Origin of the sequence: Chitinophaga filiformis (assembly GCF_900102545.1) — a bacterium.
Classification (GTDB): domain Bacteria; phylum Bacteroidota; class Bacteroidia; order Chitinophagales; family Chitinophagaceae; genus Chitinophaga; species Chitinophaga filiformis.
Map to the genome: position 1 here is coordinate 19,681 of NZ_FNBN01000016.1, position 15,771 is coordinate 35,451.

General features: G+C 47.0%; 18 protein-coding genes. All 18 read right to left on the reverse strand.

The genetic code is table 11. The features are described from left to right. Positions 1–2: 2 nt before the first annotated feature. The gene (locus tag BLR32_RS33005) at positions 3–1,217 is read right to left on the reverse strand and encodes a beta-ketoacyl-[acyl-carrier-protein] synthase family protein (RefSeq protein WP_089838858.1); all 1,215 of its coding nucleotides are present in this window, start codon (positions 1,215–1,217) and stop codon (positions 3–5) included. Next, on the reverse strand, positions 1,217–1,477 hold the full coding sequence (locus BLR32_RS33010; RefSeq protein WP_089838859.1) for a phosphopantetheine-binding protein: 261 nt from the start codon (positions 1,475–1,477) through the stop codon (positions 1,217–1,219). Before BLR32_RS33010 ends, BLR32_RS33005 begins: the two co-directional genes overlap by 1 nt. Positions 1,478–1,501: 24 nt before the next feature. After that, positions 1,502–2,080: a beta-ketoacyl-[acyl-carrier-protein] synthase family protein gene (locus BLR32_RS33015; RefSeq protein ID WP_143011672.1), complete on the reverse strand. Its 579-nt coding sequence runs from the start codon at positions 2,078–2,080 to the stop codon at positions 1,502–1,504. A 37-nt stretch (positions 2,081–2,117) separates the two neighbouring features. Next, positions 2,118–3,365 (reverse strand): NAD(P)/FAD-dependent oxidoreductase, encoded by a 1,248-nt coding sequence (locus BLR32_RS33020; protein ID WP_089838863.1) that lies wholly within the window; start codon positions 3,363–3,365, stop codon positions 2,118–2,120. Between the two features lie 31 nt (positions 3,366–3,396). Then, positions 3,397–4,464, reverse strand: coding sequence for a methyltransferase (locus tag BLR32_RS33025; protein WP_089838864.1), 1,068 nt, complete (start codon positions 4,462–4,464; stop codon positions 3,397–3,399). Positions 4,465–4,480: 16 nt separating this feature from the next. Then, positions 4,481–5,629, reverse strand: coding sequence for a beta-ketoacyl-[acyl-carrier-protein] synthase family protein (locus BLR32_RS33030; protein WP_089838866.1), 1,149 nt, complete (start codon positions 5,627–5,629; stop codon positions 4,481–4,483). Further along, positions 5,626–6,078 (reverse strand): acyl-CoA thioesterase, encoded by a 453-nt coding sequence (locus tag BLR32_RS33035; RefSeq protein ID WP_245705586.1) that lies wholly within the window; start codon positions 6,076–6,078, stop codon positions 5,626–5,628. Before BLR32_RS33035 ends, BLR32_RS33030 begins: the two co-directional genes overlap by 4 nt. Positions 6,079–6,096: 18 nt before the next feature. Continuing rightward, positions 6,097–6,795, reverse strand: a complete 699-nt coding sequence (locus BLR32_RS33040; RefSeq protein ID WP_089838870.1) for a hypothetical protein — start codon at positions 6,793–6,795, stop codon at positions 6,097–6,099. Positions 6,796–6,806: 11 nt separating this feature from the next. Next, on the reverse strand, positions 6,807–7,226 hold the full coding sequence (locus BLR32_RS33045; RefSeq protein ID WP_089838872.1) for a hotdog family protein: 420 nt from the start codon (positions 7,224–7,226) through the stop codon (positions 6,807–6,809). Positions 7,227–7,236: 10 nt separating this feature from the next. Continuing rightward, entirely contained in the window at positions 7,237–8,127 is an 891-nt protein-coding gene (locus BLR32_RS33050) for an LpxL/LpxP family acyltransferase (RefSeq protein ID WP_089838874.1), read from the reverse strand. Continuing rightward, on the reverse strand, positions 8,127–8,384 hold the full coding sequence (locus BLR32_RS33055; protein WP_089838876.1) for an acyl carrier protein: 258 nt from the start codon (positions 8,382–8,384) through the stop codon (positions 8,127–8,129). Before BLR32_RS33055 ends, BLR32_RS33050 begins: the two co-directional genes overlap by 1 nt. 231 nt (positions 8,385–8,615) lie before the next feature. Continuing rightward, positions 8,616–9,839, reverse strand: a complete 1,224-nt coding sequence (locus tag BLR32_RS33060) for a beta-ketoacyl-[acyl-carrier-protein] synthase family protein (protein WP_089838878.1) — start codon at positions 9,837–9,839, stop codon at positions 8,616–8,618. 67 nt (positions 9,840–9,906) lie between these two features. Then, positions 9,907–10,635, reverse strand: a complete 729-nt coding sequence (gene fabG, locus BLR32_RS33065) for a flexirubin biosynthesis SDR family reductase FlxB (RefSeq protein ID WP_089838880.1) — start codon at positions 10,633–10,635, stop codon at positions 9,907–9,909. A 19-nt stretch (positions 10,636–10,654) separates the two neighbouring features. Beyond that, positions 10,655–12,193, reverse strand: coding sequence for a flexirubin biosynthesis tyrosine ammonia-lyase FlxA (locus BLR32_RS33070; RefSeq protein ID WP_089838882.1), 1,539 nt, complete (start codon positions 12,191–12,193; stop codon positions 10,655–10,657). Between the two features lie 160 nt (positions 12,194–12,353). After that, on the reverse strand, positions 12,354–13,655 hold the full coding sequence (locus BLR32_RS33075; RefSeq protein WP_089838884.1) for a hemolysin family protein: 1,302 nt from the start codon (positions 13,653–13,655) through the stop codon (positions 12,354–12,356). A gap of 24 nt (positions 13,656–13,679) precedes the next feature. Next, positions 13,680–14,411, reverse strand: coding sequence for a ZIP family metal transporter (locus BLR32_RS33080; protein ID WP_089838886.1), 732 nt, complete (start codon positions 14,409–14,411; stop codon positions 13,680–13,682). Further along, positions 14,408–14,986: a phosphatase PAP2 family protein gene (locus tag BLR32_RS33085; protein ID WP_089838888.1), complete on the reverse strand. Its 579-nt coding sequence runs from the start codon at positions 14,984–14,986 to the stop codon at positions 14,408–14,410. The genes BLR32_RS33080 and BLR32_RS33085 overlap by 4 nt, the downstream gene beginning before the upstream one ends. A gap of 2 nt (positions 14,987–14,988) precedes the next feature. Next, positions 14,989–15,732: a class I SAM-dependent methyltransferase gene (locus BLR32_RS33090; RefSeq protein WP_245705588.1), complete on the reverse strand. Its 744-nt coding sequence runs from the start codon at positions 15,730–15,732 to the stop codon at positions 14,989–14,991. Positions 15,733–15,771 lie beyond the last annotated feature (39 nt).

Below are 15,771 nucleotides of genomic sequence, written 5' to 3' on the forward strand. Positions count from 1 at the left end.
TTTTATGATTGCGCATTTTTTGAAAATACCAGGCTGGAACAGTTACCGCCAAATCCAAAAGAGTTTGACATCACATGCTGCAGCTGGCGCCCGGCAGAAAATTTTGTAACAGGTGAAAAAGGCAGCTCTTTCATCTGCTTACTGAAATTCGCGTTAGGATAGATCACTCCTTCTTTCACTGCCCAGGCAGAAAAAACGGCTTCGATACCTCCACTGGCGCCCAATGTATGCCCGGTAAAGGATTTTGTACTGCTTACCGGAGGATAATGCGGTGCAAAAAGGCGGGCAATGGCCGAACCTTCTGCCGAGTCATTATTCTGGGTACCGGTACCATGCAGGTTGATATAATCGATATCTTCCGGCTTGATACCACTCATTTCCAGGGCACTTTGCATAGCCAGGAAATTGCCTGTGCCATCCGGAGAAGAAGCGGTCTGATGGTAAGCATCGTTGGCATTGGCATAACCGCTCAACCGGCACCAGGGCTGATGACTGGCAGGCAGTTCTGCTGCCAGTGCATCACTGATCAGTACTACATATCCTGCTCCTTCTCCCAGATTCAACCCGGTACGGGTATCATCAAAGGGGCGACAGGCCGCAGGATCGAGTATCATCAGTGTATTAAAACCATTCAGTGTAAAGCGGGTCAGCGCGTCGGTACCGCCGGCTATCACCACATCCACCATGTTATTCTTAATCAGCCTTGCTCCATACATCAATGCATTGGCACTGGAGGAACAGGCCGTACTGATCGTTGACATATGATGACGGATGCCCATTGCATCGGCCACCAGCTCAGTAATAGCGCCACATTCATGATGTACCACCTGGCTCAGATGACCTTTTGAAGGATCCTGCAGATAATCTGCAAAGAAGTCTTCCGTCTTGTCCATACCGCCCACTGTATTTGCAGAAACAAAACCTACGCGGTACTGGCTGATATCTCCAAGTCCGGTACTGTTCCAGGCTTCCTGTGCAGCCACACGGCTCAGCAGGGCGGTACGGCTGATCTTTTCAGACATGCCTGTCCAACCAGCCAGGGTGGCGTTGGATGCCTTTACTTCCACTACCGGAAATGTATGGCGGTGCACGGAGTGCAGATACTCCATATGGGCCATACCGGGCTCCATACGCTCGAATGCTGTCAGGCATTCAGACAGGTTGTTCCCTATGCCGCAAATGACGCCACCTCCGGCAATCCATACATCACTATGCATTATTTAGCGGTTTGATGCGCGGTAATAAATTCAGCGATGGTACGCACAGAATGGAATATTTCCGGCCCCTGCTCAGGATTTGCAATACGGATGCCGTAATGCTGCTGCAGCAGCACAATTATTTCCAATGCATCGATAGAGTCCAGACCCAATCCATCCTTGAATAAGGGCTGATCATCCCCGATATCTTCAGGCTTTACTTCCTGCAGGTTCAACTGCTCTACTATCTGGGCTTTCAGCGCCGCCATCAATTTTTCCATGATAATTATTACTGTAAATTAAGTTTAAATACTTCCTGCTTTCTGCAGATTGTCTGCGTTGAACACCAATTCCCCGCCGCTGCGCTCTACCTTGTACATGATCACCTCATACACAGGCCCCATCACTTCCACCCATCCGCAAAGACAGGCGGAAACAGCATTCTCCAGGAACAGCTGGCTGATATATCCTGCCATGAATCCCGGGTCAAATGCATCAGCGGTAAAAAAGGCATTCTCTCCTTTGAAACCATGACGGATACTGATCTCGCCCATTACGATATTGGATAGTGTGTATACAAACAGAGCCGGACTGGCAATATCTTTCACCGTATCAAAGTATCGCAGGTCGGTGTCGAGACTGGCGCTTTTATTTGCCAGTATCAGGCCTACACTTTCGGGCGGATAGCTGTTCAGCGGAGCATCCTTTAGCAACACTTCTGCTGCCAGCCACCCAAGCTTACTCAGCGGGTCCATTTTATGGAACTTAGGATACTGACCGGAAACCTGGTCATATCCCGCGCGCAGAAAGTCTGTTAACTCCTGCTCCTGCGGTGTTTCCAGTAACAACACCCCATCCCTGTATATCCGGTTGTTCCGGACCACACAGGTTCCCGTTATATATGCCTCGCCGTTGTACAAGCTATTGATCCTGTTTTATTATTTGTGTTAATTCAATAGTGCGCGCCAAACGCTTCAGTGCTGTATCATGATTTTGCACAAAAGGATTGCTAAGGTCCCATACATATCCCGCGAGTACCGAACAGATCTGATTCTTTACCTCCGGAAGCGGATTCTCGGAGAAGAAGATCTTGTCCAGGGTACCTTCATACCAGGCCATCACATAAGAGCGGAAAGTATTCACACCCTGCATAGTTGGCTCCATGTATTCCTTTTCCCAGTCAACCGCTTCACCTTTCAGCTTGCGGATCACCAGTTTAGCTGCAGTCTGCGCAGAAACGCAGGCCAAAGTTACGCCAGAAGAGAAAATAGGGTCCAGAAATTCTGTCACGTTGCCTGTCAGTACGAATCCTTCTCCATAGAATTTATCTGTAGTGGCAGACCATGATTGCAGTATCCGCGGCTCGAATACCAGTTCCACATCGCGGAAACGCTCCCTTGTATAAGGTTCTGCTTCCAGCATAGCCCGGTATTGCTCCTCTGGTGTACCAGGAAACGCATCAAAAAACGCAGGATCGCTTACAAAACCTACAGAGGTTACGCCGGTGGAGAAAGGAATGATCCAGATCCAGGTACCTGGTTTATGTACTACTGCGGTAATACGGTTAGGCTCATCTGCCATAGAACGGCGTGCGTCTACCGTGTGGGCAAACAAAGCCTTACGTGGTTGCAGGTTAGAATTTTTCTCCAGGTTAAACAGGCGGGGGATCACCCTGCCATATCCACTGCCATCCACGATGAAACGGGCAGCTATCTCACTTTTATTGCCATTTATATCTTCAACGGTGGTCACAGAATCAGAGCCATTGAAGCGGATGTCTGTTACTGTTGTTTCATAGGAAACAGGTACCCCCATCGCCTCTACAGTATCTGCCAGCGTCTTGTCGAAATCGGCCCTGGTTACCTGCCAGGTCCAGTTCCACCCCGGCGTGTATTGTTCTTTAAAGGTAAAGTCGCACACGCGGTCACCTTTTACGAACTTGGCGCCATACTTCTGCTGGAAGCCTTTTGCCTTAATAGCTTCAATAAAACCGGCTTCTTCCAGGGCTTCCATACTGCGTGGCAGGAGGCTTTCCCCGATCACAAAACGGGGGAATTTCAGCTTCTCCACTATTTTCACAGAATAACCTGCCTGATGGATGATAGATGCAGCCACTGTACCCGAAGGGCCCGCACCGATGACTAATACGTCTACCTTTTCTGTTGTCATGGATATGTTTTATGGAGTGGTGTTATGGAGACTACTTTCTTTTACATTTTAACAGTGTGTAGCTAAGTCCCATCTGGTTATTTTCTTCAACTATCTGTAGTCCCGCGTCTTCAATACATTTAAAGAAATCGTCCGTATGATACATCTGGCTGTTGCCATTTGCCATAGCGGTAAAATACAATGATGTCTGCTGGAGACAGAAAGCGGCCGATTTAAACGGCTGTCTGTTCCAGAATGGTTCCAGGATGAAGATGGTACCGTTCTCTGTCAGTGCCTCACGACAACGTTTCAGGATGGAAACGATCTGCTCTTCTGAGAAGCAATCCAGGAACTGGCTCATCCAGATAGCGTCAAATCCGGAAGGGAAAGGCAGGCTTTCATCCAGGATGTTAGCTTCATGGAAAGACACACGGTCTGCCACGCCAGCTTCCTTCGTGCGCTGTTGTGCAATAGCGATCTCTCCTGGCAGGTCAAACATGGTCACTTTCACATCTGCATCATATGCAGTTACGGCCAGTGTCCATTTCCCGGTATTACCGCCAATGTCCAGCAGGGTCCGGGGTTTATTTTCAAATACGATCGGCAATGCCTGTGGAAATGCCAGATCCGAGTAATAATGATCAAAATCAAACCAGCTCTTGCCTATTTCTGGTGGCAGCAATGGTAGTCCGGGATAGATCGTTTCCCAGGGGCCCAGCTCCTTTAATCCGGCAGGACGGCCTTCCCTTAAACTCTCCTGCAGGTGGTCCATACCGCGGTAGCAGATGTCCTGGGAGAAGTCCATATTAATGCGGGTCAGTTTATCGTGCAGAATAAAATAACCTGTCTTTGTCAGAATGTATCGCTTATCGTTCACGATAAGCAGTTCAATACCGAGACCCGCTTCCAGCAATACGCGCACAGCATAACGGGACAACGATACTTTTTCCAATACTTCTTCAATGGTCAGTCCCTTTTGTCCTGCGTCACTGATAGCCTGCAGGATGCCCATATCACGCAGGGCACGGGTTGCCTGAAATGCTATCGGTGCAAAAGCCAGTCTCAATGCTGCTTCCTGCGCCTGTAGTGCTGTTTTCGTTTCTTTAGTAAAAAACTCCATTCTGAATTAAGATTAGTTATTTCGAAAATATCATGGCTGCATTACAACCGCCAAAACCGGATACTGTTTTCAGGAAATGCTGCATTGGTCTGCTGCTTAGCTGGTTGCTCACATTTACCGGGTGAGGTACGCCGAGCGACTGGAATCCCAGTGTGGGAATGACCAGTTGCTGCTGCAGCGCATGCATGCCTATCACCGCTTCTATCAATCCCGCAGCACCCAGGGTATGCCCGTAATACCCTTTCAGGCTGTTTACAGGCACCTCCAGCAATCCTGCGAGGTGCAGCGCTTTGGATTCCATTTCATCATTGTACAGCGTTGCGGTACCATGAGCAGAAACAAAACCGATATCGGCCGGTGTCAGTCCTGAACCCTTCATCGCTTTCTGCATCGCTATACTCAGCTCTGCGCCTGTGCGGGAAGGCCCGGAAATGTGATTGGCATCATTACTCACCGCTCCTGCTCCTACACGGATGGAAGAAGGCGTAATGTATGCTTCATTGCTGGTCAGTATCACAGTAGCGGCTCCTTCTCCCAATGTCACTCCTTTACGGTCGGCATCGAAAGGCCGGCATGGCTCATTGCTGACGGCCTGGAAAGACTGGAAACCAGATAATACAAACCTGGTCACCACATCTGCCCCAGTCACCACTGCATGGTCATAACGGCCGGACAGGATCAGCCTTCTGGCAGTTAAAATAGCCAGCAACCCTGAAATGCAGGCGTTGCTGACTACTATAGGATCTTCTGTATACTGAAAATACTTTGCTACTTTTTTCGCAGTGTGGGACAATTCCATTTCCTGCAGAGGAGCATTGGCAGGATCTTCCTGCTGCTCCAGCAGTTCAATGTTCCCTTTTGTGGTGGATACGATGAAAGCGGTACGGCCATCCGTAATGTCAATGGACGTTCTGTCCAGTGCATTCTGCACGGATAATATCAACAGCTGTTCAAACTTTGTATACTGTTCCAGGCTTTCCTCATTCCAGCTTTTCTCCAGCTGATCAGGAGCCATCATAGCCGCATAGAACGGCGCTGTCGACAGAGACAGGTCGTCATGCAGCCGGATGCCGCCCAGGCCATTCCTTACATTTACAAAGTTTTCTTCTGTTGTTCTACCTAGTGGCGACAGGATATTATCGGCCACTACATACACACTTTTCATCTTTTCACATTATTAGGAGCAATGATCTGTCCGTACTGCGTTTTCCATTTTTCAAAAAACGGCGGGATGGTCAGTTGCAAAGCAGATGTAGGCACGTCCAGGAAAACCTGGAGGGAACTTCCGTCAGCTACCAGCTCGCCGGTAGCAAAGTTGTAGAGTTTGTATTCGAACCTGATCTTTGCAGCAGCTGTATTCACATAAGTGGTTTCCACAACTACACGGTCTCCGTATCTCAGTGAACGCTTATAATTGCATTGTACGTTCACAACAGGTACGGTATAACCTTCTTTATAAATATCGAGATAACGCAGTCCGTATTTTTCACCGAAAGCCTCCCTCCCATCTTCAAAATAGCGAATATAATGTCCGTGCCATACTATTCCCAGCGGATCGGCTTCATTGAACTTCACAAGTATATTCGCACTCTCGGTCAATACAGGACTCATCATCTTATTTTTCCGGATTAATTACAGCAGGCTGGCCTGGCTTTTTACACCGGCTACCCTTGTTTCGGCAGTGGCTGCAGATTTGCTTTTCCACTCTTTATATTTTCCATTATCGATGGAATTCAGCACTTTGTAGATGGTATAAGCCCAGTAGTTACGGAAACCAAAGCCCTGCGCTTTACCGGTAAAACGTTCTGTCAGCAGTACTTTTTTGCTGGAGAGGTCTATCAGTGTAGCGTATACGTAAGCTTCCTTGTTAGTCTTACTCATGCCATCCATGATAAATACCAGGCCGATACCTTTCTGACCATGGAGATCATACTTCTTCACATGTTTGTCAATATCTGCAGGAGTCAGACCTTTTTCCAGGTCAGCCACACCATTAGCTTTGATAGTAGCGGGATTCACTTCTGCATTGAGCTTCTGGACAGCCTCCAGGAAGTTGCTTACATTGGTCCTTTTGAAGGCGCCGGCAACGTCGTATTTTTTGACTTCTGTAACGATCACGTTATTGATCGGCTCAAACTTGCTGACAATCTCCGCGGCAGTTGCTGTTTCTCCCTCTATTTTAGTGGCAGAAAAATCAACGCCGAGATAAGTCAATGGAGTGGATTCATTGCTGAAAAATTCTTTCAGGGTCTGTGCCTGGCTATTTCCGGCAGACAGGCACACGAATACTAAAGCAAAACTTGCCAGCAGGCATTTTTTTAAGGTGGTCATTACAAATGGATTTATGGGTTTATGAAAATTTTTAATTCACATTGCGCCATTACCTTTCCATTCAGAGTCACTCTGGCAGCTACCATGGTAGCGTTGAAAACCTGACTCTGTATCTCCGTGGTGGTTTCAATAAAGGAACCTGCGGGAGGAAACTCAAACACTTCAAAATCTTTTACCGCGCCAATGAAGCCGATAGGAACAGGGGTATTTTCCTGCAGGGCTACATATCCAACGCGGGCGGCGGCAGTTTGCGCCATGTTCTCCAGTAGTCCGGGTGATTTCAGCACGCCATCTTCCACAAAAAGGTTATCGGCTGCGATCTGCAGGCCGGTGCGGGTAATATTATCCTTTACTTCCAATATGCCGCTGATCATTACTATTGGTGTGCGTTGCGGTATATATGCTGTAACGTTGTCGGTGTGGATGAACATAAAAATCTGCTTATTTATCTTCCGGTATTTCCCAAAAATCGTAATAGTTAAACCATTGTTCAGGGTATTTCTTGACCATTCCCTCCAGTTCCTGAACAAAATCCTGAACGGCAGTTTCTACGCCCTGCCTGCGGCGGCCATGGTATTCCCTTGGCTGAGTTGCATATAAGTGATAATGGCTGCTGGTTTCCTTAAAAGCAAATACAAGCGATACGGGCACCCTGAATGTAGCTGCCAGCAGGAAAGGTCCTGCCGGGAAGCGTGCATCTGCACCCATAAAGGATGCGGTTACCGTTTTATTGCCTTCCAGGAACCTGTCTGCATGCATACACACCAGCTCCTGATTGCTCAGCGCTTCATTAATAGCGTAAATGTGCGACAAATCATCCTTAATAACAATAATATTCACATTACGTTCACCCGTCACAGATGACAAATATTGCTTGATCCGCTCATGCTCGCCATCAAACATGACAATATTGATACGCGTTTCCAGGCGCTGGAACAGGTGTCCGGCCACTTCCCAGTTACCCAGGTGAGCACTGAGCATGATACCTCCTTTACCGGCAGCGGTAATTTCCCGCAGGTAATGCTCCCCCTCAAATTCGAAGGTGAACTTGTTCCTGACGCCGGACATTACGACGACCTTGTCGATCAGCACCTGACCGAATACATAATAATTCCGGTATACGCCGATCAATGACCGCCACCAGCCATATCCTACCCTGGTATGAAAATATTGAAAAATGGGGCGTGAAGAGCTGTAGGAGAACAGAAAATAATATGCGGCAACAAACCTTAGTAATACATAAGCAGGCAGTACGCCCCCATAACGCAATGTCCCGATAAAAATACTGTACCCCAGCTTATTTCCCTTGGATTTCCCCTCCCAGGAAGGCATTATACCAGTTCTTTTTGTTTGATACGATCAGCCACGTAGTCGTAAAAATTCTGGAAAGTGGCTATTCCCTGAAAATCTTCAGGATTTACCTTAAATCCGAAATTATTTTCAATTACTACTACCAGGTCAATGTAGTCCAGGCTATCCAGATCGAGGGTAGACTTCAGGTTGGCATCAGGCGTTATTTTGCTTCCATCCGCTTCAAATTCCTCTACCAGGAATGCATTCGTGATTTGTATGATTTCTTGTTTGTCCATATCAGTGTAACTCTAGGATATAGGTTGAGCTATATACGTGATTATCAGATTAAAATGTTCGCTTAGATTGGCTGTTAATCCGGGCCTATGTACCTTATAAATTTACCTCAAATGATAGTTTAGCTAATCAACCTTCCTTGCATCTGTTTTTAGTCCCTCAAAGGTATAAATATCCGGGCAGATATTAAATATTGCCTCTTTTACGGCAATAAAGTGTTGACAGTTAACTATTTACTTTGTCCATTTTCTGACTATCAGGGAAGAATTGGTTCCCCCAAAGCCAAAGGAATTAGACAAAAATATATTAAAATCTTTACTAATGGTAGTGTTATTGATATTTAATCTGGCGGCAGCTCCGTCGGGGTTCTCCAGGTTAATATTCGGCGCAATAAAACCGTTCTGCATCATCAGCATGGAATAAACAATTTCGCTTGCTCCTGCCATCCAGCATTCATGCCCTGTCATTGACTTGGTAGAGCTGACATATGGTCTTGATCCGCCAAATACCTGGTCGATGGCTGCTGCTTCACTCGCATCTCCTGCCGGTGTACTGGTGGCGTGCGCATTGATATACTCAATATCTTTCGGCTGTAGTCCTGCATCCTGCAAAGCGATCTGCAGGGAACGCACGGGTCCGTCTATTGTCGGATTAGAAATATGTGCGCCATTGGAAGAGAATCCATAACCGATCACTTCTCCCAGGATGTTTGCTCCCCTGCGCTGTGCCGATTCCAGGCTTTCCAGGATCACGGTAGCTGCACCACCGCTGGGAACCAGGCCATCACGGTCACGGTCAAACGGGCGACTGGCTTTCTCAGGGTCATTTTCTCTTACAGAGAATGCTGCGATGGCATCGAAGTTACCCATGGAGTAGATATTGATCTCCTGGGCACCGCCACATACCACACAATCCTGCATACCATTGCGGATGAACATATATCCCAGGCCAATGGCATGAGAACCGCTCGCACAGGCTGCACTCACGCTGAAGTTAATTCCCCTCAGCTTGAAGATAGTGGCGAGGTTCATATTCACGGTAGAGTTCATGGTCTGGAATACAGAACCGGAACCTACCAGCATGGTATCCTTTTTTTCCCGCATAATGTCCGTTGCTTCTATCACAGGCTTGGAAGAGCTGTCGTTACCGAACAACAATCCTACTTCCGTCTTTTCGATATAATCCGGATCTATTTTTGCCTGCTCCAGTGCCTCACGGGTGCTCATAAAAGCAAATTCCGCCTGCTCCGGCATCATCATGCGGGCACGGCGGTCAAGCACTCCTTTCAGGTCGGGACGATCTACATACCCGGTCAAACCGGAACGGTATCCGAAAGCCTTCCTGGCCGGGTCCAGAATAATACCCGACTTTCCTTTATATAAAGAATCACGTACCTCCTCCAGGTTCTTACCTATACAGGAATAAACTCCCAATCCTGTGATCACCACTCTGTTCATATAAATCAATTTGGCCCCGGAATGTAAGATCAGCTTATCGACGCTGGCCCTTCATTCCTGGTTATCATCATGTGTATAATCCTCCGTTAATCGACAACACCTCTCCTGTGATGTAAGAGGATGCTGAAGATGCAAAAAATGCGACAGCTTCTGCTACTTCTTCAGGTGTACCAAAACGGTTCATAGGTACCTGCGCAGCCAGTTCTTTCTCGTTTAGCTCAGCCGTCATATCCGTTTTAATAAAGCCGGGAGCTACCGCGTTAACAGTTACCCCACGTTTGGCTACTTCCTGCGCCAGCGCTTTTGTGGCGCCAATTACCCCTGCCTTGGCAGCAGAGTAATTTGTCTGGCCCGGAAGGCCTTTAATACCGGATAGGGATACAATATTGATGATGCGTCCGTAACGTTTCATCAGCATATTGTTCAACACCTGTTTGGTAACGTTGAAAAAACCATCCAGGCTGATATTCAGCACATTCTTCCATTGGTCGCTGTTCATCCAGAACAACAGGTTATCTTCACGGATACCGGCGTTATTCACCAATACCTGGATCTGTTTCTCCTTATTATTCTCTACCCAGCTGCCTAATACAGCCTGTACTTCCTCATTATTGCCTACATTAAACTGCAGCAGTTCCCCATCACTTCCCTTAGCTCTTACCGCTTCCAGTGTTTCATTGGCTGCGGCTTCGTTGCCTTTATAATTGATAATTACATAGTACCCCAACTCGGCCATCTTCACGCATATTGCCCTACCTATACCCCTGGAGCCACCTGTTATTAAAGCACATTTCATCCGTTATTTGTTTTAGAGGTTACCATGCTATTTCAGGATCATGCTGTAACAGGTATTCCTTGATCTTTTTAGCGTCTTTATACTTAGGACTGTCTTCAATAAATTTAGGAAAAATTGCCCTTACTTCACTGTATATGCGGTGTGAGAAGGATGACAGTTTCGCGTGACAGTTCAGGTAATCAACCGCCTGTAACATCGTCATTACCTGGATCGCCAGTACCTCGTATGTATTTTCGATAACACGGTTGGTCATCAATGCTGCATTACATCCCATGCTTACAATATCCTGGTTGTCGTTATTGTTGGGAATGCTATGCACATACATCGGGAAGGACAAAGTCTGGTTCTCTGCCACTGTAGATGTAGCGGTAAACTGGATACCCTGCATACCGAAGTTCAGCCCCAGTTTACCCAGGTTCATGAACGGCGGGAACTTATGGTTCAGCTTTTCGTTCATCAGGTAGTTCAATTGTCTTTCAGACAACATAGACAACTTGGTGATCGCGATCTTCACCTTATCCATTTCCAGGGAGATATAGTCTCCATGGAAGTTACCACCGTGGAACACATTCTCCTGGTGATGATCCACTACCGGGTTGTCGCTCACGGAATTCAGTTCCTGTACAACGATCTTCTCAGCTGCTGCCAGTGTATCGTAAATAGGTCCTAATACCTGTGGCACACAACGCAGGGAGTAATACTCCTGTACTTTATCCTTAAAGATCTCTTCTTCCAGTTCTTTATAGAAATGGTCAGGACGGTGCCTGATCATCTTACTATCTTTCAGGATGTCGCGCATGGCAGCCGCTACCTTATTCTGTCCCTCATGAAGCTTCACAGCATTCAGTTCTTTGGAAAGGTGGTCATCAAACGCCTCTACTACTTCGTTGATCATGGCCGACAGGATGCAGCTCCAACCCAGCAGTTTCTTGGCTTCGATGATATTCACCAGACCGATACCGGTCATAGCTGAAGTACCATTGATCACAGCCAGTCCTTCACGAATATGTACTCCCATAGGTTTGATACCTAGCTGGGCATATACTTCTGCTGTAGGACGCAATGCACCTTCGTACACTACTTCTCCCTCACCGATCAGTACCAGCGCCAGATGGGCCAGCTGTACGAGGTCGCCGCTGGCGCCTACGCCACCGTGCTCATATATGCAAGGATAAACGTTCTTATTGATCAGGTCCCGGAGCAGGATCACCACTTCAGGGTGTACACCGGAATGCGCCTGCATGAAGCTGCTGAGGCGTGCTATCATGAGGCCTTTTGTTAACAGGGGCGGCATATACTTGCCGGCTCCTGAGCTATGGCTGCGGATAAGATTGTACTGTAACTGATGGGTATCGCTCTCGCTGATACGATATTGCGCCATCGGGCCGAAACCAGTGTTGATACCATAGATGAGCTTCTTGGCGGCAAATTGCTTTAAAAACTCAAAGTTGTGCGTTACCTGCTGCAAAGCCGTTTCATCCAAACTCAACTCCTCCCCGTTAAATAACACGCGGTACACTTCGTCCAGTGAAAGCACCTTACTCCCTAAAACAACCATTATTTAAATTAAATTATTTGATTATGTAAAAAAGTGCTCAAAATTAGCAAAAAACAATTACGAATCACAAATGGAGAACTACGCAATTTATCGGTATGATAGTCATACGTATCTGCCATTTACAATTCGTAATCAGACCAGTCCGTCCCCTTAAGTCATATCAGCCTTCTTCTACGGCATCTGCAGGCGCTTCCACCAACACTTTATCTATACGGTGAGCGTCCATATCCACGATTTCAAAGGTGAAGCCCCTCCACTCAAATTTTTCCCCGATCTTGGGGATATGTTCCTGGTGGTGCAGGATAAACCCTGCCATTGTATCAAATTCCTGTTCAAATTCCGCCATCCAGTCTTCCTTGTCAAATCTGGCGAGGAAATCATAGAAAGGGATCTGCCCATCTACCAGGTAGGAACCATCATCCCGGCGCACAATTTCATAGTCATCGTCCTGACCGGTTTCCGGCATGTCTCCTACAATGGCTTCCAGTATATCATTCAGGGTGATCATTCCCAGGAAAGTACCATATTCATCTACTATAAATGCAGCGTGGCTTTGTGTTTCCTTGAATTTTTCCAGTACCTGGTAAGCGGAGTTATTTTCTGGTACGAACAGCGGCTTTTTCATGATACGGGCCAGGTCATGACCTGTATCGGCTGCTGCGGTATAAAGGTCCTTAATGGTGATAATACCCTGGATGTTGTCAATCACGTCATCACATACCGGGTATACCGAGTGCGGGCTGTCCAGGATCTTACTGCGGATAACCGCTTTCGGATCATGAATGTCCAGGTATACGATATCTGTGCGGTGTGTCATGAGGGAGGTAATGTTACGGTCTCCCAGGTGAAACACCCTTTCAATAATCTCCTGCTCGGTCTCCTCTATTGCACCTGTGGTAGTACCTTCGCTGATCAGCGCCTTAATCTCTTCTTCCGTGACATTGTTATCAGCAGATGGTTTCAGGTTGAAAATATTCATCACCATATTGGTGAAGATAGTCAGCAGCCAGATGAACGGATAGGTGATCATCGACACCCATGTCATCGGAGCTGCCGTTTGCCTGGCGATAGCTTCGGGGCGGAGGATACCCAGGCGTTTAGGCACCAGCTCGCCTATTACCAGCGTAAAATAAGTGACCACTACCACAATAACGGTAATGGCAATACCCTCGCTATAAGGACTTAATTGTGGATAACCGGAAATGTATTCAACCAGGCGTGGTTTGAGGCTGATACCTGATAATATACCTATTAAGATACTGATAAGTGTGATGCCTACCTGGACAGTGGAAATAAACCTGTCCGGATTGCTGGCCAGTTTCAGCGCAGCTTTTGCCTTTTCATCCCCTTTATTGGCCAGATATTCCAGCCTTGCTTTACGTGCATATTCCATGGCGACCTCAGACATTGAGAATAAGCCATTTAGTAAAATAAGGATGAGGATAATGACGACGACTTCCATGTTTAAAAGGCTAAAAATAAAGAATTATTCAAATATTAAGGTAAGAAATGCTAAAAGCAGCCCTGCCGCTATGGCGATCACTTTACGATAGCTCAATTCATGGTGTTTGGTACCGCTTTCGTAAAAAATGGTGGTAGAAATATGCAAAAATGCTCCTATCACCAGGGCCACGATGTAAGCGGTAATATTGGAAATATAGGTAGAATGCTGCCCCAGTACAGATGCCAGCAGCGCTGCAACAGGCGTTACCAGCGAAAAAATGATCAGGATGCGCCATAGCTTTGCTCCACGTTGATGGGCATGCATCATGACGGTGATCAGGGTAAACGCCTCCGGCAGCTTATGGGCAGCTACACCTATCACCAGGGAAGCCAGGGCCGCGGGATCCTTAAACTGGAAACCCAGTGGAATACCTTCCATAAAAGCATGGATCGACAATCCCAGCAACAGGGGAAAGATCTGTACATGATGGTGGCCATCTGTCGGAACATGGGTATGACCATGCTCTGTTCCGTGCGACAATGCCTGCAGGGCTACCTGCAGAAAAAAACCCAGTACGATATAGATGCCGGCCTGATGCCCCAGTTCATGATACACTTCAGGCAAGAGGTGCATGATAGTGACGCCAAACAGGCAGGCGCCGGTAAATGCCAGCATGTAAATCGGGAAGTTGGGGGTTACCCTCCTTACCATCATGGGAATTAAACCGCCGCCTAAGGTGGCCAGTAAAATAATTAAAAGAAAGATCCAGTTCATGTTGTTAATTCAGGTTCCAGTCTGATACGCCGCTGAAAGAATCCGGCACTCAGGGTGCCTATGATGATACCCAGTACACCGCCTCCGATCACATCCAGCGGGTAGTGAACACCGACATATACCTGTGCATAACAGATCAGCAGCGCCCAGACAAAAAACAGAGAGGCATATAATTTTGAAATATGCCTGAAAGTGAGGAAACAAAAAGTGCCCAGTGCAAAATGATTGGTTGCATGGGAAGAGGTAAAGCTCCCACTGCCCGGGCAATATACTACCAATACCCTCACAAAATGCTGCATCAGCGGGTCCCGGCATGGCCTTATCCGCCCTACAGCCTCTTTGATATATAAGCTGGACTGGTCAGCCAGTCCAAAAGTAACAAGGAAAAAGACGATCCACCAGAAACCTCTCCAACCATAGTTGATCGTCACAAACAACAGCAGGAAAAGGTACAACGGCGCCCATATATATGGCTCCCTTAACCAGGGTATGATAGCATCCAGCACGGAATTCCGCCACACATTATTGATATAGAAAAAGAGTTTGTAATCCAGTCTAAGCAATCTTTCCAGCATGGCTAATGTTTTGTCGCAACGATGATCAGTCTTGGCGAATGCTGTTCATCGTAACTATTGAAATGATAGTCTCCAAATATATCTGTTATTTGTAAACCCTGGTGGGCGAACATTTCCTCAAAATCATGGAGGCTAAAGGCGCTTACATTCTCGGTAAATGTGGTCCGGTATAAGCGGGAACGGTCCAGGATGTTGATCTGCTTCTGGAATTTTCCATCATTCACCTCACGGGCAATATCGAACACCACCTCTCCTTTCTCTTTCACCTCAAAGGGCACCAGGTTCGACTTCACATAAGGACTGTTCAGGTAGTCCAGCACCAGGCATCCTCCCGGTTTCAGGGCATTCCGCATAGTACGCAGGGCATTCTCGTTCTCCCTTTCCGTATCAAAATAACCAAAGCTGGTAAAAAAGTTAAATACAAAATCAAAATAGTTCACTCTGAAGGGCAGGCGCATATCATGCTGGTAAAAGCTGAGATGGTCATTTTCCAGCTTTTTCGCAATGTTGATGCTGCGGATAGAAAGGTCGATACCCGTGACAGTATACCCCTTTGATGCCAGGTAACTGGAATGACGACCGGTACCACAGGCTACGTCCAGCATGGTGGCATTAGCAGTCGGATGCAGATAGTTTAACAGCTTGTCTATAAAAGTTGCTGCTTCTGCATTATCCCTGTTATTGTACAACAGGTGATAATAAGGAGAATTGAACCAATCTTTAAACCATTGTTTTTGAATTTCCACTGCTAATTCATTAAAAACTTCCATGATCAGATGAACGCC